The sequence below is a fragment of the Aeromonas sp. genome, assembly GCF_050252055.1.
GTDB lineage: Bacteria > Pseudomonadota > Gammaproteobacteria > Enterobacterales > Aeromonadaceae > Aeromonas > Aeromonas caviae.
In genome coordinates, this window is sequence record NZ_JBFWLQ010000015.1 from 1 (window position 1) to 18781 (window position 18781).

Annotated in this window: 17 protein-coding genes and 1 tRNA gene; 11 read left to right on the forward strand and 7 right to left on the reverse strand. The window is 65.3% G+C overall.

What is annotated here, in order from left to right; genetic code table 11:
• Window positions 1-29 precede the first annotated feature (29 nt).
• A tRNA-Asp gene (locus AB7E19_RS20005) sits at window positions 30-106 on the forward strand.
• A 277-nt stretch (window positions 107-383) separates the two neighbouring features.
• Here AB7E19_RS20005 and AB7E19_RS20010 read toward each other — a convergent pair.
• On the reverse strand, window positions 384-716 hold the full coding sequence (locus AB7E19_RS20010; RefSeq protein WP_010675945.1) for a cupin domain-containing protein: 333 nt from the start codon (window positions 714-716) through the stop codon (window positions 384-386).
• Between the two features lie 206 nt (window positions 717-922).
• Here AB7E19_RS20010 and AB7E19_RS20015 point away from each other — a divergent pair, with 206 nt between their 5' ends.
• From AB7E19_RS20015 to dhaM, 4 genes are all read left to right on the forward strand, one after another.
• Window positions 923-2281: an NCS2 family permease gene (locus AB7E19_RS20015; protein WP_010675944.1), complete on the forward strand. Its 1359-nt coding sequence runs from the start codon at window positions 923-925 to the stop codon at window positions 2279-2281.
• 228 nt (window positions 2282-2509) lie between these two features.
• Window positions 2510-3580 (forward strand): dihydroxyacetone kinase subunit DhaK, encoded by a 1071-nt coding sequence (gene dhaK, locus AB7E19_RS20020; RefSeq protein ID WP_202040670.1) that lies wholly within the window; start codon window positions 2510-2512, stop codon window positions 3578-3580.
• A 9-nt stretch (window positions 3581-3589) separates the two neighbouring features.
• Window positions 3590-4219: a dihydroxyacetone kinase subunit DhaL gene (gene dhaL / locus AB7E19_RS20025; RefSeq protein ID WP_005306235.1), complete on the forward strand. Its 630-nt coding sequence runs from the start codon at window positions 3590-3592 to the stop codon at window positions 4217-4219.
• A 1-nt stretch (window position 4220) separates the two neighbouring features.
• Window positions 4221-4937 (forward strand): dihydroxyacetone kinase phosphoryl donor subunit DhaM, encoded by a 717-nt coding sequence (gene dhaM / locus AB7E19_RS20030; protein ID WP_427936351.1) that lies wholly within the window; start codon window positions 4221-4223, stop codon window positions 4935-4937.
• Between the two features lie 59 nt (window positions 4938-4996).
• Here the strand turns inward: dhaM and dhaR are convergent, their stop codons facing one another.
• Together dhaR and AB7E19_RS20040 are read right to left on the reverse strand one after the other, a co-directional pair.
• Window positions 4997-6898, reverse strand: coding sequence for a dihydroxyacetone kinase operon transcriptional regulator DhaR (gene dhaR / locus AB7E19_RS20035; protein WP_319886196.1), 1902 nt, complete (start codon window positions 6896-6898; stop codon window positions 4997-4999).
• 72 nt (window positions 6899-6970) lie between these two features.
• Window positions 6971-7864 carry a LysR family transcriptional regulator gene (locus AB7E19_RS20040; protein ID WP_324041655.1) on the reverse strand — a complete coding sequence of 298 codons (894 nt, stop codon included), beginning with the start codon at window positions 7862-7864 and terminating at the stop codon, window positions 6971-6973.
• Window positions 7865-7980: 116 nt separating this feature from the next.
• Here AB7E19_RS20040 and AB7E19_RS20045 point away from each other — a divergent pair, with 116 nt between their 5' ends.
• The 4 genes from AB7E19_RS20045 to AB7E19_RS20060 all read left to right on the forward strand — a co-directional run bounded on the left by AB7E19_RS20045 (window position 7981) and on the right by AB7E19_RS20060 (window position 12309).
• Window positions 7981-9033, forward strand: coding sequence for an agmatine deiminase family protein (locus AB7E19_RS20045; protein WP_128296531.1), 1053 nt, complete (start codon window positions 7981-7983; stop codon window positions 9031-9033).
• A 132-nt stretch (window positions 9034-9165) separates the two neighbouring features.
• A complete protein-coding gene (gene aguB, locus AB7E19_RS20050) occupies window positions 9166-10065 on the forward strand; it encodes an N-carbamoylputrescine amidase (RefSeq protein ID WP_263309481.1) in 900 nt (299 codons plus the stop codon).
• Window positions 10062-11171 carry an extracellular solute-binding protein gene (locus AB7E19_RS20055; RefSeq protein ID WP_167826450.1) on the forward strand — a complete coding sequence of 370 codons (1110 nt, stop codon included), beginning with the start codon at window positions 10062-10064 and terminating at the stop codon, window positions 11169-11171. Before aguB ends, AB7E19_RS20055 begins: the two co-directional genes overlap by 4 nt.
• Before the next feature lie 16 nt (window positions 11172-11187).
• Window positions 11188-12309 carry an agmatine deiminase family protein gene (locus AB7E19_RS20060; RefSeq protein ID WP_427936355.1) on the forward strand — a complete coding sequence of 374 codons (1122 nt, stop codon included), beginning with the start codon at window positions 11188-11190 and terminating at the stop codon, window positions 12307-12309.
• Window positions 12310-12399: 90 nt separating this feature from the next.
• On the opposite strand, the gene AB7E19_RS20065 is transcribed toward AB7E19_RS20060, so the two are convergent.
• From AB7E19_RS20065 to AB7E19_RS20075, 3 genes are all read right to left on the reverse strand, one after another.
• Window positions 12400-13104: an SDR family oxidoreductase gene (locus tag AB7E19_RS20065; RefSeq protein ID WP_427936357.1), complete on the reverse strand. Its 705-nt coding sequence runs from the start codon at window positions 13102-13104 to the stop codon at window positions 12400-12402.
• 366 nt (window positions 13105-13470) lie between these two features.
• Window positions 13471-14556 carry an AI-2E family transporter YdiK gene (ydiK, locus tag AB7E19_RS20070; protein WP_042864807.1) on the reverse strand — a complete coding sequence of 362 codons (1086 nt, stop codon included), beginning with the start codon at window positions 14554-14556 and terminating at the stop codon, window positions 13471-13473.
• Between the two features lie 9 nt (window positions 14557-14565).
• Window positions 14566-15942 (reverse strand): bifunctional NUDIX hydrolase/phosphatase PAP2 family protein, encoded by a 1377-nt coding sequence (locus AB7E19_RS20075; RefSeq protein ID WP_427936359.1) that lies wholly within the window; start codon window positions 15940-15942, stop codon window positions 14566-14568.
• 170 nt (window positions 15943-16112) lie between these two features.
• Between AB7E19_RS20075 and AB7E19_RS20080 the strand changes: the two genes are divergently transcribed.
• Complete coding sequence (locus AB7E19_RS20080) at window positions 16113-16490, forward strand: hypothetical protein (protein ID WP_010675931.1); 378 nt, start codon at window positions 16113-16115, stop codon at window positions 16488-16490.
• A gap of 80 nt (window positions 16491-16570) precedes the next feature.
• On the opposite strand, the gene AB7E19_RS20085 is transcribed toward AB7E19_RS20080, so the two are convergent.
• Entirely contained in the window at window positions 16571-17887 is a 1317-nt protein-coding gene (locus AB7E19_RS20085; protein WP_427936362.1) for a hypothetical protein, read from the reverse strand.
• 219 nt (window positions 17888-18106) lie between these two features.
• Here AB7E19_RS20085 and AB7E19_RS20090 point away from each other — a divergent pair, with 219 nt between their 5' ends.
• Window positions 18107-18424, forward strand: a complete 318-nt coding sequence (locus AB7E19_RS20090) for a DUF1496 domain-containing protein (protein ID WP_216944956.1) — start codon at window positions 18107-18109, stop codon at window positions 18422-18424.
• Window positions 18425-18781 lie beyond the last annotated feature (357 nt).

Genomic DNA, 18781 nt, shown 5'->3' on the forward strand with positions numbered 1-18781 from the left:
AAAAGATTTAGCGAAAGCTAACCGAATGCGGAGCGGTAGTTCAGTCGGTTAGAATACCGGCCTGTCACGCCGGGGGTCGCGGGTTCGAGTCCCGTCCGCTCCGCCACTAAATTGAAAGGCCTTCCCTGACGGGAAGGCCTTTTTGCTTTCTGGCGTCTGGATAAGAGCTCAGGGAACAAGAGGCAACCACCAGGGCTGCGACTTGCCACTGACAACTCGATCCCGCTCTGTTGTCCTTTGTGCTTGAGCCGGACTTTGTCCGTCTCTGCGTCCGTTATGCCACTAACAAGAAGCCCAGTCGACAGACTGGGCTTTTTTTCGTCTCCACGGTCTCCTCTTCGATCTTCGCAGCAGAAGCATTGCCTTCTTGAGCCGTGAGCTTGCTAGTAATAGACGCAGAGCCAGACGGTTGTCTCGGTCGGATGGGTCCATTCCACCCGGTGCTGAAGGTGCGCCGGGATGTTGATGTAATCCCCCGGCCCCAGATGGACGCGTTCCTGTACCCCGGTATCCGGTGTGATGAAGACCAGGATGGCCTCTCCCTGCACCAGCAATACCCATTCGTGTTCATCCTGATCGAACCACTCTCCGGTAGGGGTCTGCTGCCCCTGGGAGAGAATACGCTCGATACGAACATTGTTGGTACTGACCAGATCCGCGAACACTTCACTGGGCAGGGGGGAGGGGATCTGGCCAAGCAGGTTGCCTGTGTGCATGGGCTTCTCTCCGGTAGATGGGAACGTGGCTAGCTAAGAGTGTAGAAGCTTGGGATGGGCCTCTCTCATGGAGAATGAGGCCTCCAACGAGCCTTTTTATGAAAAACTTCGGGGAAATGGGGGCTTATCCGCTGCAATCTCGTCAAATTCTTGCTATTTTGCGCGCCAGCAAGCAAACGATTTCCTTCACACTTTCAGGATGAACTATGGCAACGCAACAAACGACGGCCCGCGCCGGCAATGGCGGGTTTCTGGATTCCTATTTCTCCATCAGCCAGCGTGGCAGCACGGTGCGACAGGAGCTGCTGGCCGGGTTGACCACCTTCCTGGCGATGGTCTACAGCATCATCGTCGTGCCGAACATGCTGGGCGCAGCCGGTTTTGAGCAGGGCCCGGTGTTTGTGGCGACCTGTCTGATCGCCGCCTTCGGCTCCCTGCTGATGGGGCTCTGGGCCAAGCTGCCGATGGCCATCGGTTGTGCCATCTCTCTCACCGCCTTTACCGCCTTCAGCCTGGTGCTGGGTCAGGGGCTGAGCATTCCGGTCGCGCTGGGCGCCATCTTCCTGATGGGGGTGCTGTTCACCCTGATCAGCGTCACCGGCGTGCGCCAGTGGATCCTGGACAACCTTCCCTCCGGCATCGCCCACGGTACCGGCATCGGTATCGGCCTGTTCCTGCTGCTGATCGCCACCAACGGGGTCGGCATGGTGATCAAGAATGAAGGGGCTGGCCTGCCGGTGCAGCTCGGCGAGATCACTGCCTTCCCGGTCATCATGACGGTGCTGGGTCTGGCTGCCATCTTCGGCCTGGAGCGCCGCAAGGTGCCGGGCGGCATCCTGATGGTGATCATCGCCATCTCCATCCTCGGCCTCATCTTCGATCCGAAAGTAACCTGGCAGGGCTTCTTCGCCATGCCGAGCCTGAGTGGCGAGAATGGCTCCCTGGTGGGCAGCATGGATCTGCTGGGCGCCCTCAATCCGGTGGTGATTCCGACCGTGTTGGCGCTGGTGATGACCGCCGTGTTTGACGCCACCGGCACCATCCGTGCCGTGGCCGGTCAGGCTGGCCTCATCAACGAGCGTGGTCACATCATCAGCGGTGGCAAGGCCCTGACTGCGGACTCCGTCAGCAGCATGGTGGCGGGTGTGGTAGGTGGTGCTCCGGCAGCCGTCTACATCGAATCTGCCGCAGGGACCGCTGCCGGCGGCAAGACAGGTCTGACCGCTACCCTGGTCGGCGTGCTCTTCCTGCTGATGATCTTCCTCTCCCCGCTGAGCTATCTGGTACCGGCCTACGCCACCGCACCGGCCCTGATGTATGTGGGCCTGCTGATGCTGGGCAACGTCACCAAGCTGGACTTCAACGACTCGGTCGATGCCCTTTCCGGCATGCTGTGCGCCGTCTTCATCGTGCTCACCTGCAACATCGTCACCGGCATCATGCTGGGCTTCGTGGCCCTGGTGGTCGGCCGCCTGTTTGCCGCCGAGTGGAAGAAGCTCAACATCGGCACCGTCATCATCGCCGTGGCCCTGGTGATCTTCTACGCCGGTGGCTGGGCCATCTAATCCTCACGCTATCGAGAAGGGCCCTGCGGGGCCCTTTTTCATGGCTGTGAGGCGGCTAACACTTTCCCGGATCTTCCCCATCCGCTCGTTTCAGATTGAAACGTCAGGCTTCGTTTGTTGTTTCAGATCCGAACCGAAATCCCTGTCATTTTTATCCCCCTATGGCTCGCTAGACTGGCTGCATCAACCATCTGTCCACCCGTATGGTGGCAAGCCAAGGAGTGAGCCATGAAGAAGCTGATCAATGCTGTCGATGCCGTGGTCCGTGAACAACTGATGGGGATGGCTGCTGCCCACCCCGAGCTCAAGGTGCGAATCGAACCCCACTACATCACCCGCGCCGACGCCCCCGTGGCGGGCAAGGTGGCGCTGGTCTCCGGCGGTGGCAGCGGCCACGAGCCCATGCACGGTGGCCTGGTGGGCAAAGGAATGCTGGATGGTGCCTGCCCCGGCGAGATCTTCACGTCCCCGACCCCGGATCAGATGTACGAGTGCGGTCAGGCCGTCGACGGCGGCGCCGGCGTGCTGTTTCTGGTGAAGAACTACACCGGCGACGTGCTCAACTTCGAGACCGCGGTCGAGCTGCTGCACGGTGACGGGGTCAAGGTGGGCTTCGCCCTCATCGATGACGACGTGGCGGTGAAGGACAGCCTCTACACCGCTGGCCGCCGCGGGGTTGCCACGACAGTGCTGTGCGAGAAGCTGGTCGGTGCCGCCGCCGAGGCGGGCTACGATCTGGCGCGTTGCGAGGCGCTGGCCCGCCGGATCAACAACCAGAGTCGCACCATAGGCGTGGCCATGCACGCCTGCACCGTCCCTGCTGCCGGCAAGCCCTCCTTCACCCTGGCTGACAACGAGGTGGAGTTCGGTGTTGGCATTCACGGCGAACCCGGCATCGAGCGCCGTCCCTTCACCGACCTCAACGCCCTGGTGGACGACATGTTCAAGGAGCTGACCGACAACAGCCCCTATGGCCGCACCCTGCGCCACTGGGACAGAGCCACCGGCAGCTGGCAGGAAGAGCACACCTTTATCGAGCCGCTCAATGGGGGTGACCGGGTCATCGTCCTGGTCAACAGCCTCGGCGGCACCCCTGTCTCCGAGCTCTACGGCGTCTATGGTCGCCTCGCCACCCTGTGTGAAGAGGCGGGCATCCACCTGGTGCGCAACCTCATCGGCCCCTACTGCACCTCTCTCGACATGACCGGCATCTCCATCACCCTGCTCAAGGTGGATGACGAGCTGATGACCCTGTGGGATGCCCCCGTTCACACCCCGGCCCTGCGGCGCGGCTGCTGAGGAATATTCATGTTAAGCAAGCATCAGATCGTCAACTGGCTGCTCGACTGCGAGCACATCTTCACCGAGCAGCGTGACTACCTCACGGCGCTGGATACCGACATCGGCGACGGCGACCACGGCCTCAACATGCAGCGCGGCTTTGCCAAGGTGGCGGAGAAGCTGCCCGCGGTGGCGGACAAGGACATCGGCCAGGTGCTCAAAACCACCGGCATGACGTTGCTTTCCTCGGTCGGCGGCGCCAGCGGACCCCTCTACGGCACCTTCTTCATCCGGGCGGCGGCCAGCAGCGATGCCTGCCAGAGCCTGACCCTCGGCCAGCTCGGCAAGATGCTGAGCGACGGGGTGGAGGGGATCGTCTCCCGTGGCCGTGCCGAGCCGGGTGACAAGACCATGTGCGATGCCTGGTGGCCCGCTTTGGCCGCCCTGCAGCAGGCTGAACAACAGGGCCTGCCGCTCCCCGAGGCACTGGACAAGGCGGTGGCTGCCGCCGCAGCCGGCACCGAGGCCACCATCCAGATGCAGGCCCGCAAGGGGCGCGCCAGCTATCTTGGTGAGCGCAGCATCGGCCATCAGGATGCGGGAGCCACCTCGACCCTGCTGCTGCTGACCGCCCTGCGTGACAGAGCGAGGTTGTGACATGATCGGCATCGTAGTGGTCTCTCACAGCGCCCAGCTGGCGGCCGGTTTGAAAGCCCTGGCCGATCAGCTGGGCAGCCCGGCGAAACTGTTGCTGGCGGCCGGGGTCGATGACCCCGACCACCCCATTGGCACCGACGCCATCGCCGTGATGAGTGCGATGGAAGAAGCGGATGACGGCAGCGGTGTGCTGGTGCTGATGGACTTGGGCAGCGCCCTCTTGAGTGCCGAAACCGCCCTCGAACTGCTGCCCCGGGAGCTGAGCGCCCGGGTGCGACTCTGCCCCGCCCCGCTGGTCGAGGGCACTCTGGCCGCCGTGGTAGCGGCCGGTTCCGGCCTGACGCTGGATGAGGTGGCCGCCGAGGCGCTCGGCGCGCTGGGCCCGAAGCAGGCGATGTTGCCAGCCAGCGCGGCGCAGGCCGCCAAGGAGACCGCCCCCGTTGTCGACGATGGCTGGCTGCGCTGCGAGGTGGTGGTCGATAACCCCCACGGCCTTCATGTGCGCCCCGCCGCCAGACTGGTGGCCGCCCTCAAGCCCTTTGCCGCCGAACTCAAGCTGCAAAAGGGGGATAAAGAGACCAATCCCCGCAGCCTGAGCCGGCTCGCCATGCTCGATGTGCGCCAGGGGGACAGGCTCATCCTGCTGGCGCGAGGGGAGGATGCCGAGGCGGCGCTGAGCTGCTTCCAGCAACTGGCGCGGGATCGCTTCGGCGACTGAAACATTCCCCCATCCGGGCCCCGTCACGACGGGGCCCGCTTTTTTGAGGGGCGTTCTGGTCAGTGGTGGTAGTCGGCGGGATCGATGTCGAGCAGTTTGAGCCGCCGCCAGAGGGTGGTGCGGCTGATCCCGAGCTGGCGCGCCATCTGGCTGACCTGGCCCTTGCTGGCACGGGCGGCGCGCAGGATCGCCTGATGCTCCAGCTCCGCCAGGGTGAGCAGCGGCTGTCCCACCACCTCGTCCGCCAGCAGGCAATGGCCCTGGCGGATGGCGGCCGGGAGCGCCCGGGGCGGGATCTGTGCCTCACTGCAATGCAGCAGGGCGTACTCAATGGCGCTGCGCAGCTCCCCCAGGTTGCCGGGCCAGGGGTAGGCCAGCAGGCAGTCGAGGGCGTCAGGGGTGAACTGGCGCCCCGGCTCGCCCCCCTGCACCGCCAGGTGCTGGCGGATGAGTCCGGGCAGATCGGCGCTGCGTTCCCGCAGGCTCGGCAGCCAGAGTTCGCACCCTTGCAGCGCATAGAGCAGCTGGCGGCCGAATCCCCCCTCCTGCACCCGCTGCTCCAGCGGGGCGCTGCTGGTCGCGATGATCCTCACCCTGAGGGGGAGGATGCGGGCGGAGTCGAAGCGCTGGATGCGCCCCGTCTTGAGCAGTTGCAGCAGGGCGGCCTGCATGGGGGCGGGCAGGCACTCCACCTGCTCCAGCACTAGCGTGCCACCGTGAGCCAGCTCGAACTTGCCTGCCCGCTCCTGCCCCGCCTCGTCGGACCCCATGAGTTCCAGCGCCATCCGCTCTCTCGGCCATGCCTGGCAGTTGAAGATGACCAGGGGGCCGGCGGCTCGCTCGCTGCCAAAGTGGATGGCCTCCGCCAGCTGGGCCTTGCCCACCTCCTCCTCCCCCCGCAGCAGGACGGGGCCCTGTCCCCTGGCCGCCTGGCGGGCGTGGCGCAGCAGTTTGCGCATGGCGCTCGACTCCCCCACCAGGGCGGAGAGCTCGGGCACCGTCTGGCGCAGTTGATGAATGGCGCGCAGCCGATCGGTGGGATGGAGCAGGACGATGAAGCTGACCCCGTCCGGCCCCGGCAGGGGCTTGAGGCTCACCAGGGCGTCGATGAAGGCCTCGCCCCGGGTCTCTCGCCGCTCCAGCGTCACCTCCACATGGCTCAGGGGGGTCATCTCCGCGATGGCCAGACGCAGGCGCTGGGGCATCAGCAGATGGTGATCGAGGGGCTGACCCAGGCAGACAGCCGGGTCGAGTTGCAGCCGACTGGCCGCCAGGGCGTTGAGGTAGCGCAGCCGCCCCTGGGGATCCCAGGCCAGTACGCCGTCTTCCATGCCATCCAGCAGGGCATAGAGCTCGCTTAAATGGTGCTGGGACTCCTGCATCAGGCGCTCCATCTGCAGCAGATTGGCCAGCTCACGGCCGGCGCTGACGGTGAGCGCGAGATCCCCCGGTGCGGCCTCTTCCACCCGGCAGATCAGGGCCACGATCGCCACCTGGCGACCGGTGCTGTTGTAGACAGGGCTGGCACAGCAGTGCCAGGGGTGGAGACGCTGGTTGAAGTGCTGGGGGCCGCTGACGCAGAGCGGCACCCCCTCCAGGGCCGCCAGGTTGACGGCATTGGTGCCGATGCGTCCCTCGCTGAAAAACGCGCCTGGGCCAAAACCGAGTGCCGCCAGCGCCTGCAGGGTATCGGGGTGGCCGGTCCGGGCCAGCAGGCAACCGCTCTCGTCGGTGAGCAGCAGGGCGCAGGGGCGCCCCTCCATGAACTCGTAGAGATCCTCCAGCGCCATCTCGCCGGTGGTGAGCAGGTCCCGTTTGCGCTGGCGCAGGCTCTCCAGGGTCTGCCCTCTGGCGCAGTGGGGAGGATGCCAGAGGGACGCGCTGGTCTGGTGGGCACAGCGCAGCCAGGAGGCCTGCAGGTGCTCGGGCCAGGACGAGAGGGGCTGGGGGACGGATGGCATGGTCACGGCGATGTCCGGAAAAAGGGAAGGGGCCATTTAATCACCCTTGCCGCCCCGATTCAGTGACCGCTCTCAGAGTGTCGCGTCCTGGTCCCGGGTGACGGCCTCTGCGGCAAACTGCTGCTGGAGCCAGTGGCTCACCGCCCGGCACTGGGGGCTGCCTTCGCTCTCCTGATGGATCAGCATGTTCCAGTTCGGCCCGGCCACCCGGTGGGATGAGAGGGGCAGCAGCCACCCCTGTCGGCGTGCGTCGCGAGAGAGCAGCTCGCTCGCCAGCGCCACCCCGAGCCCAGCGCTGGCCGCATCCTGCAACAAGCCGGGATCGGAGAAGTTGAGCCCCTGGGTCTGCAGGTGCAGATCGTCGCCGCCCTTGAGGGTCCAGTGGTGCCAGTCCATCTCCCGCTCCCCGTGCAGGGTGGTGCGCTCCTGCGCGGGCTGTGCCAGCACGGCCGGGCTCGCCACCGGCAGCAGCCGATCCGCCAGCAGCGGCTGATGGCGGCATTCCGCCTGGGGAGCCAGCCCCCAGCGCAGCGAAATGTCGATGGTCTGCTCGGCCATGTTCGGCGTGTCGTCGCTGGTGAACAGCCAGAGATCGATGCCCGGATGCTGGCGGTGAAGGTCGGCCAGCCGGGGCAGCAGCCAGAGGCGGGCGATGGCGGTACTGGTGTTGAGCACCAGCTGGTTCGGCTTGCGGTACTGCTCGAGGCGCTGTATTCCCACCGCCAGTTGCAGCAGTACCTGCTGGGTCGTCTCCAGCAGATCCTGGCCCGCGTCGGTCAGGGCGACGGAACGTCCCTGGCGGTGAAACAGGGGCTGGCCAAGCAGCTCCTCCAGCGAGCGGATCTGCTGACTGATGGCAGACTGGGTGAGGTGCAGCTCCTGGGCCGCCTGATGAAAGCTGCCGAGCCTGGCCGCCGCCTCGAAGCCGCGCAGCACGTTGAGAGGGGGCCAGTGTTTGAACATCATTGATTAGCTCCGCTTATCACTTTTATCGAAAATCGATCGTTTGTTACCCACCAACGGGGAGAATAGTCTATTCCCATCGTCAATAACCTTAATAGTACCTAATCAGAGAGGCTGAGATGCGCGAGCAGGGAATGAGGGCTGTGGGCTGGTTCATGCCAGCGGAGTGGTGCCGGCACGCGGCGACCTGGATGGTCTGGCCGCACAACAAGGCGCTGTGGGAAAACGGTTGGGGCGTAACCCTGCCCCAGGTCCAGCAGGACTTCGCCCGGGTGGTCAATGCCATCGCCCGCTTCGAACCGGTGAACCTGGTGGTGGATCCCGCCGCACAGGCGGAGGCTCGCGCCCTGTGCGGCGACGGGGTGCGCTTCATTCCCCTGCCGGTGGATGACAGCTGGTGCCGTGACTCCGGCCCCACCTTCATCTGCCATCCCGAGCTTGGCACCGCCGGGATCAGCTGGCGTTTCAACGCCTGGGGCGGCAAGTCGGCCCACGGTCTGGATGAGGGGCTGGCGCGGCGCGTTCTCAACAGCCTGGAGCTGGAGTGCATCGGCAGCTTCCTCGCCAACGAAGGGGGCGCCATCCATGTGGATGGGGAGGGCACCCTGATCACCACGGAGTCGGTGCTGCTCAACAGCAACCGCAACCCCGGCATGACCAAAGTGGAGATCGAACGGATCTTCAGCCGCCTGCTCGGCATCGAGAAGACTATCTGGCTGCCGGGGGATCCGGACCACGTCACCGGCGACATGACGGACGGTCATGTGGACGGGGTCTGCGCCTTCAGCCGCCCCGGCCACCTGCTGGTGGACGCCACCCTGGACGGGCACTCCACCTATGGCCGCGTGGTGCGGGAGAACCGCCGAGCCCTGGCCCTGGCCACCGATGCGAGAGGTCGCTCCTTCGAGTGCCTCGAGCTGTTCGAGGCGAGCGAGGCGGTGGACGCCGAGGCGGAGGTGTTCTGCGCCTCCTACACCAACTTCTACATCGCCAACGGCGCCATCATCATGCCCGCCTACGGCGTAGGCGCGGACGAGGCGGCGGGGGAGGTGCTGAGGCGCGCCTTCCCGAACAGGCAGCTGGTGTCGGTGCGCATCAACCAGTTGGCCCACGGCGGGGGCGGCATTCACTGCATCACCCAGCAGCAGCCGGCCTGGCCGGTGCAGGGGTAAGCGTTTGGAGCGGCCTCGTCAGGCGTCTGCGAGGCCTCATGACGGGATCAGGGAGGAGAGATTCATGAACAAGGTCGTCGCAACAATGCAGTTTGCCTGTCAGGGGGAACGCGTGTCAGGGAGGGTATCCGGATGAGCAAGATCGTTGTCGCCACCACACAATTCGCTTGCAGCTGGGAGCTGGAGCGCAATCTGGACACAGCGGAGAGCCTGGTACGGGAAGCCGCCGCCAGGGGGGCCAACCTGGTGCTGTTGCAGGAGCTCTTCGCCACCCCCTATTTCTGTATTGAGCAATACCACGGCCATCTGGCGCTGGCGGAGTCGTTCGAGCAGAGCCGGGTGCTGCGCCGCTTCTCGGCCCTGGCGCGGGAGCTGGGGGTGGTGTTGCCCATCAGCTGGTTCGAGCGCGCGGGCAACGCCTACTTCAACTCCCTGGCGATGGCGGATGCGGATGGTCGCCTGCTCGGGGTCTATCGCAAGACCCATATCCCGAACGCCATCGGCTATCAGGAGAAGGAGTACTTCAGCCCGGGGGACACGGGGTTTCGGGTCTGGGACACGGCCGCTGGCCGCATCGGGGTCGGCATCTGCTGGGATCAGTGGTTCCCAGAGGCGGCCCGCGCCATGGCGCTGCAAGGGGCCGAGCTGCTGCTCTATCCCACCGCCATCGGCTCGGAGCCGGGGGCAGAGGGGCTCGATTCCCGGGATCACTGGCAGCTGACCCAGCGCGGCCACGCCGCCGCCAACATCATGCCGGTGATCGCCGCCAACCGCATCGGACGCGAGGTGGCGACCCGGGATCCCGCGTTGCAGATGCGCTTCTATGGCTCCTCCTTCATCACGGATCACAAGGGGGCCCTGCTGGCCGAGGCGGACAGGGATACCCCGGGCGTGCTGGTGCGGGAGCTGGATCTCGCCGCCATGGCCGAGGAGCGGCTGACCTGGGGCATCTACCGGGATCGTCGCCCCGAGATGTATGGCGCCTTGCTGAGCCTGGATGGGCAGGGCCATCGGGGAGGGCGTCCATCATGAGCGCCTTGACCAAGATAGCCACGGCACTGGCCCTGCTGCTGGGTCTGGGGGCCCAGGCCGCAGAAGGGGCGGGGGAGGCGACAGAGGAGAAGGTGCTGCGCCTCTACAACTGGTCCGATTATTTCGCCGCCGATACCCTGAGCGAATTCACCCGGGAGACCGGGATCCGGGTCATCTACGACGTGATGGACAGCAGCGAGACCCTGGAGGCCAAGCTGATGGCTGGTCGCAGCGGGTATGACCTCATCTTCCCGGGGGACACGGTGGCGGAGCGGCTGATGCGGGCGGGCAGCCTGCAGCCCCTTGACAAGGGCAAGCTGCAACACCTGGGGGACATAGACCCCGGCCTGGCGCGGTTGCAGCAGGCCTACCCCCATGCGAAGGAGGCCGTGGTGCCCTACACCTGGGGCACCATAGGGCTCACCTACAACGCGGACGCCATCCGGCAGAGGATGCCGGATGCCCCGGTCAGCAGCCTGGACATGCTGTTCAAGCCCGAGCTGGCGGCGAAATTTGCAGATTGCGGCATCTCGGTCATCGACTCCCCGGACGAGGTGCTGGCGGTGGTGCTGCACTATCTTGGGCGGGATCCCCGCAGCGGCAAGGCGGACGATCTGGAGGCGGCCCTGGCCCTGCTCAAGGGGATCAAGCCCTATATCCGCAAGTTCCAGTCCCAGCCGGTAACCCAGCTGGTGAACGGGGATCTCTGCCTCTCCCTGGGCTACAGCGGCGACATGACCCAGGCCAGGCGCGCCGCCGCCGAGGCGGGCAAGCGGGTCGACTTCGAATACCGATTGCCGAAGGAGGGGAGCACCATCTGGATGGACACCATGGCGATCCCGGCGGATGCCCCCCATCCTGACTATGCCTATGCCTTTATCAACTTCGTGATGCGCCCGGCCAACATGGCGGCCATCACCAACAGCACCGGCTATCCGACTGCCAGTGCCAAGGCCAGACCCATGGTGGATGCCACCATGACGGCCAACCCGGATATCTACCTGGACGAGGCCAGCTACCAGCGGCTCATTCCGGGTCAGGATATAGCACAATCCCAGATGCGTGCCCGCATGCGAGCCTGGACTCGCTTCAAGAGCAGCCTCTGAACCCAGGAGTAGAACGATGTTTTCCCGACGCCACGTATTGAAACAACTGGTCGCCCTCGGCGCCATTGCCGGGTTTGGCAGCCTGCCCGGTGCCCGCGCGGCCTTCGCCGCCGGCGAGCCCGGCGCCGCCGCTCGCTACCACATGCCGGAGGAGTCCTCCCCCCAGGCCCTGGTGTGGGTGGCCTTCGGGGCCACCAGCGAGATCTGGGGTCGCCACTACAAGGAGGTGCAGGCCACCATAGGGCGGCTGGTGCAGGCCATGGTGCCCTACACCCGGGTCAACGTGCTCTGCCACGAGGATGACGAGGCGCTGGCGCGCCAGCTGTGCGGCGAGCGCAACACCCACTTCGTCCACGCCGAGATGGATGACATCTGGCTGCGGGATACCGGTGGTGTCTTCGTGCAGGACGAGCAGGGAGGGCTCGGGCTGGTGGACTTCAACTTCAACGGCTGGGGTGACAAGCAGGAGCACAGCCATGACGCCAGGGTCGCCACCCTGGTGGGCCGGCAGACGGATGCCTATTACCTGCAGAGCGAGCTCATCGGTGAGGGGGGCGGCATCGAGGTGGACGGCAACGGCACCGCCATCATGACCGAGAGCAGCTGGATCAACAGCAACCGCAACCCCGGCCTCACCAAGGCGCAGGTGGAGGCGGAGCTCAAGGCCAACCTGGGGCTGCGCAAGATCATCTGGCTGCCGGGGATCAAGGGCAAAGACATCACGGATGCCCACGTGGACTTCTACGCCCGCTTCGTGCGCCCCGGGGTGGTGGTGATCAACATGGACAACGATCCCGACTCCTACGACTACAAGGTGACCCGCCAGCACCTCGCCATCCTGCAGCAGGCGACGGACGCCGACGGCAACAAGCTGGAGTTGCATCAGCTGCCGCCGCCCCTGGGCGGGCGGGACAACAAGTTCAGCCGTAGCCCGGACTTTGCCGCCGGTTACATCAACTACCTGCCCATCAACGGCGCCGTCATCGCTCCCCAGTTCGGGGATGCCAGGGCCGACCGCCATTGCCGGGATCTGCTGGCCAGCCTCTATCCGGGGCGCAAGATAGTGCAGATAGACATAGACCCGGTAGCCGCCGGGGGCGGCGGCATCCACTGCATCACCCTCCATCAACCTGTCTGATCTTACGTGCAGGCCGCCTCTGGCGGAGTGACGCAGGACAAGGGGCGTCTCGGCGCCCCTTGTCCTTGCTGGCGTTCCATGGCGCCTCGCTCAGATCCCCGTCATGCCGATCTCGTCGAGCTGGACATGAGGGGGTTGGCGCAGGGTATAGAGCACGGCCTCGGCCAGATCCTCCACCTGCAGCCAGCCGGGCTTGCGATCGCCCGGACAGGCCGGGGGCGGCACCTGCACCAGGCCTGGGCAGAGGGTGTGGACCCGGATGCCCTGATGCTGCACCTCTTCCCGCAGTGCCCGGGCGAACCCCAGCACCGCAAACTTGGCGGCGCAGTAGACGCTGGCCCTGGCATAGCCGTGCCTGGCGGCCTGGGAGGCGATATTGATGACGGTGCCGTGGCGGTTTGCCAGCATGTCCGGCAGGCAGGCCCGGGTCAGCAGGAAGGTGCCCTTGGCACAGGTATCCATCACCCTGTCCCACTCCGATTCCGGCAGGTCCTGCACCAGGTGGTCGCTGCCGACCCCGCTGTTGTTGATCAGCAGATCGACGGGGCCGAGCCGCTCCCGGATCCGGGCATGGCCGTCCCGCACCTGATCGCCGTCGCACACATCCAGCGCCAGTGCCATGACTCGCACCCCGTATCGTGCCTCCAGTCTGGCCGCTTCCTGCTCCAGCAGCCCCAGGCGGCGGGAAGCCAGGATCAGCTCCACCCCCTGGCTGGCCAGGGTCTCGGCGATGGCCAGTCCGATGCCGCTGGCGCCGCCGCTGATGAGGGCCCGTGTTGCTCTCAGTTCGTTCATCTTGTCTTCTCCTCCAATGGTGCAGGCATTGTGGCGGGCGCCTTCGGCAGGGAACAGGGGAGGGGAAGGAGTGATTCGAACCCTGGTTCGTGTTTTGGCGTTCCGGTTCGAACTTTGGTTCTAAAAGCCGCGACCAGCTTTAAGTTCGATTAGCCATAAGGCGTAATCGGACGTTCGCGTAAATCAATTCTCCCGCTATAACAGCCATCCATATTTCCCTGCAGACAGATGCCGCTGATTCATGGACACACCGGACAGCGGCAGCTCGATCGTCCGATTACGCTTCGCTAATCGAACCTGCATGGGACGGTAATAAACAAAAGAGCCGCCCTGGGGCGGCTCTTTGCATCGGGGATCAATGAATCGTCACGGCGCCTTGGGCGGCTCCACCAGAGCGGTCGCCGGTTGGTCATCTTCCTTGATCCAGGCATCCAGCAGGGTGTAACCCACCGCCAGCACCACGGGGCCGATGAAGAGACCGATGATCCCAAGTGCCAGCAGGCCGCCGATGACCCCCACCAGAATGAGGATCAGCGGCAGGTCGGCCCCGCGCTTGATGAGGAAGGGGCGCAGGAAGTTGTCCATGGTGCCCGCCAGCAGGGACCAGACCAGCAGGAAGGTGCCCCAGGTGGTGTCCCCGCTCCAGTAGAGGTAGCCGACGCTGGCCAGCAGCACCGGGAAGGGGCCTATCTGGGCGACGATCAGCAGGAACATCAGCACCACCAGCACCATGACATAGGGAATGCCGGCGATGAGCAGGCCCAGGCCCGCCACCGAGGATTGCACCAGGGCGGTCACCACCACCCCCATGGCGACGGCGCGGATGGCCTGGGAGGCGAGCACCACCGCATTGTCACCGCGCTGGCCCGCCAGACGGTGGGCGAAGCGGCGAATTCCTTCTGCCGCCTTCTCCCCCGAGTGGTAGAGCAGGCCGCAGATGGCCACGGTCAGCAGGAAGTGGACGAACAGCAGGCCGAGGTTGCCCGCCTGGGCCGCCAGCCAGCGAGCGGTCTGGCCGAAGTAGGGGGCCAGCTTGGTGAACAGCACCTGGCCGCCGCTCGCGAGGATCTGCTGCCAAAACTCATAGAGCTTGTCGCCCACCAGGGGCACTTGCTGCAACCAGAGCAGCTCGGGGGGCGGGGATTGGCTGAGCTCGGTGCCCAGCTCGATGAGCATGGGGGCCTTCTCCGCCACGTTGGCCAGCGTCATGAAGAGGGGAATGACGAAGATGAGCAGCAAGATGCTGGTCATCAGCAACGCCGCCAGGGTGCGCTTGCCCCACAGCAGGCGCTGGGCCATCTGCATCAGGGGCCAGGTGGCGATGGTGATCATGGTCGACCACACCAGGGCGGGCAGGAAGGGGCGCAAGACCATGAAGCACGAGATGATGAGCAGGCTGAGGAACAGCAAGCCCAGGGTGATCTTGGCCAAATCCACTTTTTTCATATTCATGGCATTCCCTTAACGAGGGGTTGAGCGCCCGGTTCGGGCACCGTGACGGATAGCGGACAACGACCACCAGAGCCCGGCGCTGAGCCAGAACCCCAGGCAGCCAAAGAGCCACCCTTGTCCCGCGAGGATCAGCAGAGAGCTGCTGGTGAGCGCGGGCACCAGGAACAGGAGCCCTGCCACGACCAGTCCCCCTGCCAGGGTCAGCAGCGCGGCGGGCAGGGCGGGGGTGGGGCTCCGTTCGAGTGATAGCAGATTACCCGATACCAGCCCCAGGGTGAACATGGCAAGCCCGGCCAGGGCGGTGGACTGGGTGAGCCAGGCCGAGAGGGCGCTGGCGATGAGCACCCCGGCCCAGGGGAGCGGGCGTGCCGCCAGCTTCGCCAGCGGGGCGTGCAGTGCCAGCAGCAGGGCCCCCAGGGCAAGGCCGGCCACCACATCCGAGAGGAAGTGGACCCCCAGCCAGACTCGGGCCAGCCCGGCCACGCCGGCCAGCAACAGGGCCAGCAGGGCCCCCTGCCATGCCCGCAGCGCCGGCAGCCAGCCAAGCAGCAGGCCCCAGTAGAGCAGGGTCGAGGCGGCGTGGCCGCTCGGCATGCCGAAACCCTGGGCACTCTGGCGGGCCAGCTCGGGTTGCAGGTGGAAGGGCCTGGGCCAGCCAATGCCCGCCTTGAGCAGGTTCACCACCAGGGTGAGCAGTATCATGGCAAACAGCAGGTGGCGCAGCCTGGACCAGCCGAGCAGGGGCAGCAGCAAGGGCAGCAGCGCCAGCTGGAAGGGGGCCGAGCCCAGCAGATTGCCCGCCCTTGGCCAGAGCGCATCTGGCCCTAGCCACCGTTGCAGGCGCTGGATCAGCGGCAACTCGGCGCGGTGCAGCGCACTGGCCGCGTCGCTGAAATCCGTCACCCACAGCACCTGGCTCTCGGGCACCTCGGCCAGCCTCGGGGCTATCCAGTCGAGCTGCGCCGGGAAGCGACGCTGGTCAGGGGGCAGGTCGGCGGCCGCGATCAGCCTGGCGTTCAGGATCTCGCCACCGAGATCCGGGGCCTGGAGCAGGGAGACAAACCCCGTCCCCCGCTGGACCCGCAGGGGCTCCAGGGTCTGGCAGGCGAACACCCTGGCCCGTTGCCAGCGCCCCAGCTCGCCGGTGACGCGACCCTGCAGGCCGGTCTCCTCGAACAGCTCGCGCAGGGCCGCCTGCTCCGGGGTCTCCCCCCTGTCGATGTAACCGCCGCTCAGGCTGTAGCGCGAGGAGAGCCTGTCCTGCACCAGCAGGATCCCTTGCTGGTGGCGGATCACGCAGGCGGCCGCAGAGGGAGGGGATTCGGCGCGGGAGGCGGGCAGGGCACCGCCCAGCAACAGCAGCAGGCAGAAGACGACTCGAAACATGATGACACCCAGGGGCAAGGAGTGGGGACAAGGGTCACAGAAATCAGACGGCCGGGCAATGGCTTGCAGGGGCACCACCCTGTCGGGGACGCAAGGATTGCCGTCTGCGCGGGCAGTCCCTAGTATTGGCGGCTATTGTTCTTCTCATTCACTACATTGTGGGGCTCTTCATGCGACAGTTCGGTTTCTTTCTGGGGATTGCCATCGGCGTCATCCTGATACTGTTTGGCAGCATCGTCATCTTCCAGGCCCTGCCTGCGGCGCTGGACGTGCTGGAGATGCCGAGCCGGATCCCCTTCGTGCGCGAGGTGTACACCTGGCTGATGAGCAGCGCCAACGGGCTCACCGCCCAGCTGGAGCAGAACTTCCTGGAGGCCTTCCAGACGGTGCTCAAGCTGATCCTGCTCATCACCTTCATGTGGGTCTGCGTCAAGCTGGTCAACATGGGGGTGCTGATCATCCGGGCTGGCGTCGACCTTATCCGCACCGCCATCGAGCACAGCGAAGAGAAGGGTGCCAAGCCCACCGAGCAGGACCGCCATTTCTGATCTTCCCCTGCCACGGGTCAGATAAACAACAGGCCATCATGTGATGGCCTGTTTTTATGGTGGCATGACGCTTAAATAAGTCAGTTAAGCAGTTTTTCCAGCTCCGCTTCGGCATCCGCCCTGGCCTGATCGCTCAGGGGGCCGGAAGTCGCTTCCCGCTTCTCGCCCTGTTGCTGCACCGCCTTGGCCGCTTGCTGCTGTGTACTGGTCGCGGCACTGATGGTCGCTGCGCTGCTGACGGCCTGCTTGGCGCTGTCGCTCACTGCCTTGGTCGCTTGCTGCTGCGCTGTGGTTGCAACACTGATGGTCGCTGCGCTGCTGGCGGCCTGTTTGGCGGTGTCGCTCACCGCCTTTTCGGCTTGCTGCTGTGCACTGGTCGCGGTACTGATGGTTGCGGCGCTGCTGACGGCCTGCTTGGCGCTATCGCTCACCGCCTTGGTCGCTTGCTGCTGCGCCGTGGTTGCGGCACTGATGGTGGCTGCGCTGCTGGCGGCCTGCTTGGCGCTGTCGCTCCCTGCCTTGGCGGCTTGTTGCTGCGCCGTGGTTGCGGCACTGATGGTGGCTGCGCTGCTGGCGGCCTGCTTGGCGCTGTCGCTCACTGCTTTGGCGGCTTGCTGCTGCGCCGTGGTGGCGGCACTGATGGTCGCTGCGCTGCTGGCAGCCTGCTTGGCGCTGTCGCTCACTGCTTTGGCGGCTTGCTGCTGCGCCGTGGTTGCGGCACTGATGGTGGCTGCGCTGCTGACGGCCTGCTTGGCGCTGTCGCTCGCCGCCTTGGTCGCTTGTTGCTGCGCCGTGGTGGCGGCACTGCCGATCACCTGTCTGGTGGAGTCGGACAGGGCCTTGCTGGCGCTCTGTTGCAGCCCCCCCATCATGGTGCCCAGCAGAGAACTGCCAGCGCCCGTGAGCCCCTGACCGGCACCGGTCAGGGCCGTGGCGGCCGGGGTGGCCTGGGACTGCCAGCCCTGCATGGCGCTGGGCCAGGTCGGGGTGGCGGCCGTCAGGTTTTCCCCGAAGACCTGGGTCGCCCCGTCACCTTTTTGCACCATGACGGCGAGCTGGTTGGTGTCGGCGTTCCAGACCATGCCGGCCTGCTTGGCCACGTCCGGCACGGGGGCGTAGCGGGAGACCACGTAAAAGAGCGGCCCCTCCTGTTGTAGCTCGTCGGCGGTCTTGAGCAGCTGCATGGTGCTCTCGTAGTTGGGCCCCAGCATGGCGCTCATTCTGTCCTTGATCAGCGGTTGCTCGAACAGGTTGGCCTCGTTCGGATCGAAACCGACCAGCGGCTTGAGCAGGGCCCACATCAGCTGGCTGGTGGGGCTCATCATCAGCAGGGGGGCGACACAGGCGGACAACATCAGGCTCAGGCAGGCAGCCTTGAGCAACGGCATGATACGCATTGACAACATATCCAGTTAATTATCTGATTATTAAGGGTTATTGATTACCGTATCCCGGCGATGCCGGTGGGGGCCCACGGCAGCGCCCTGACAGGCCTTTGCGGGCGCAGGCAGGCTATCATATTGCTTCCGGAATGCCAGATGAGCCGACATTTATTGGTCAAGTCGAGGGCTCTGCTGGTCGCTTTACACTTTCACTCCCCCGTGACAGGAATTCCCATGATCCGTTGTGCAGGTTGTCTGCTGGCCCTTGGCTGGCTCTTCCCCGCGTTGGCCGCCCCGGCGTCCAACTCCCTCAGCCACTCGGTGGGCACCGAGCTGGTGCTGCCCCTTGGTTCGCTGCCCGAGCGGGTGTGCTGGTATCAGGATCAGAAATACTCCCAGGGGGCCCGTATCCAGCAGGGGGAGCTCTGGCTGGAGTGCGCGCCGCAACAGGCGATGGAGACCAATGGTCCCCTGATCTGGCGAGAGGTGACGACGCCGTCACAGAGTGGTGAACCGGAGGGCAACCAGCGGACGATCCGGGTGGGCCAGTGAGCCTTTTCTTGATCCAACTACAGACACGGGCGTGATCTCTATCGCATAATGCGGCTCTTTCTTCTCTTGACTGGGATCTAAGCAATGGCTCGTCGCTCTTCCAATGCACAACGTCGTCGCAGTAGCTGGTGGTACAAACGCTTGTTGGCAAGGGAGCGGGAAGAGCGCGAAGCGCGTTCCGTCCGGGATTGATACCGCATTGAAAAACGGAGCCTCGGGCTCCGTTTTTATTGGTGACTAAAAGTGCATTACCACAGACAGGTTTATTACCACAGGTGGACAATGGTGCCGCTCTGCCAGTGCACAACGTCGTTGCCGCCGTGAGCTGGCGGTACAAACCCTTGTTGGCAAGGGAGG

Coding starts and splice junctions, on each gene's coding strand:
- AB7E19_RS20010 (WP_010675945.1), bottom strand. CDS start 716: ATGCACACAGGCAACCTGCTTGGCCAGATCCCCTCCCCCCTGCCCAGT.
- AB7E19_RS20065 (WP_427936357.1), bottom strand. CDS start 13,104: ATGAACGAACTGAGAGCAACACGGGCCCTCATCAGCGGCGGCGCCAGC.
- AB7E19_RS20040 (WP_324041655.1), bottom strand. CDS start 7,864: ATGATGTTCAAACACTGGCCCCCTCTCAACGTGCTGCGCGGCTTCGAG.
- ydiK (WP_042864807.1), bottom strand. CDS start 14,556: ATGAATATGAAAAAAGTGGATTTGGCCAAGATCACCCTGGGCTTGCTG.
- dhaL (WP_005306235.1), top strand. CDS start 3,590: ATGTTAAGCAAGCATCAGATCGTCAACTGGCTGCTCGACTGCGAGCAC.
- AB7E19_RS20080 (WP_010675931.1), top strand. CDS start 16,113: ATGCGACAGTTCGGTTTCTTTCTGGGGATTGCCATCGGCGTCATCCTG.
- AB7E19_RS20055 (WP_167826450.1), top strand. CDS start 10,062: ATGAGCGCCTTGACCAAGATAGCCACGGCACTGGCCCTGCTGCTGGGT.
- aguB (WP_263309481.1), top strand. CDS start 9,166: ATGAGCAAGATCGTTGTCGCCACCACACAATTCGCTTGCAGCTGGGAG.
- AB7E19_RS20015 (WP_010675944.1), top strand. CDS start 923: ATGGCAACGCAACAAACGACGGCCCGCGCCGGCAATGGCGGGTTTCTG.
- dhaK (WP_202040670.1), top strand. CDS start 2,510: ATGAAGAAGCTGATCAATGCTGTCGATGCCGTGGTCCGTGAACAACTG.
- dhaR (WP_319886196.1), bottom strand. CDS start 6,898: ATGCCATCCGTCCCCCAGCCCCTCTCGTCCTGGCCCGAGCACCTGCAG.
- AB7E19_RS20060 (WP_427936355.1), top strand. CDS start 11,188: ATGTTTTCCCGACGCCACGTATTGAAACAACTGGTCGCCCTCGGCGCC.
- dhaM (WP_427936351.1), top strand. CDS start 4,221: ATGATCGGCATCGTAGTGGTCTCTCACAGCGCCCAGCTGGCGGCCGGT.
- AB7E19_RS20045 (WP_128296531.1), top strand. CDS start 7,981: ATGCGCGAGCAGGGAATGAGGGCTGTGGGCTGGTTCATGCCAGCGGAG.
- AB7E19_RS20090 (WP_216944956.1), top strand. CDS start 18,107: ATGATCCGTTGTGCAGGTTGTCTGCTGGCCCTTGGCTGGCTCTTCCCC.
- AB7E19_RS20075 (WP_427936359.1), bottom strand. CDS start 15,942: ATGTTTCGAGTCGTCTTCTGCCTGCTGCTGTTGCTGGGCGGTGCCCTG.
- AB7E19_RS20085 (WP_427936362.1), bottom strand. CDS start 17,887: ATGCGTATCATGCCGTTGCTCAAGGCTGCCTGCCTGAGCCTGATGTTG.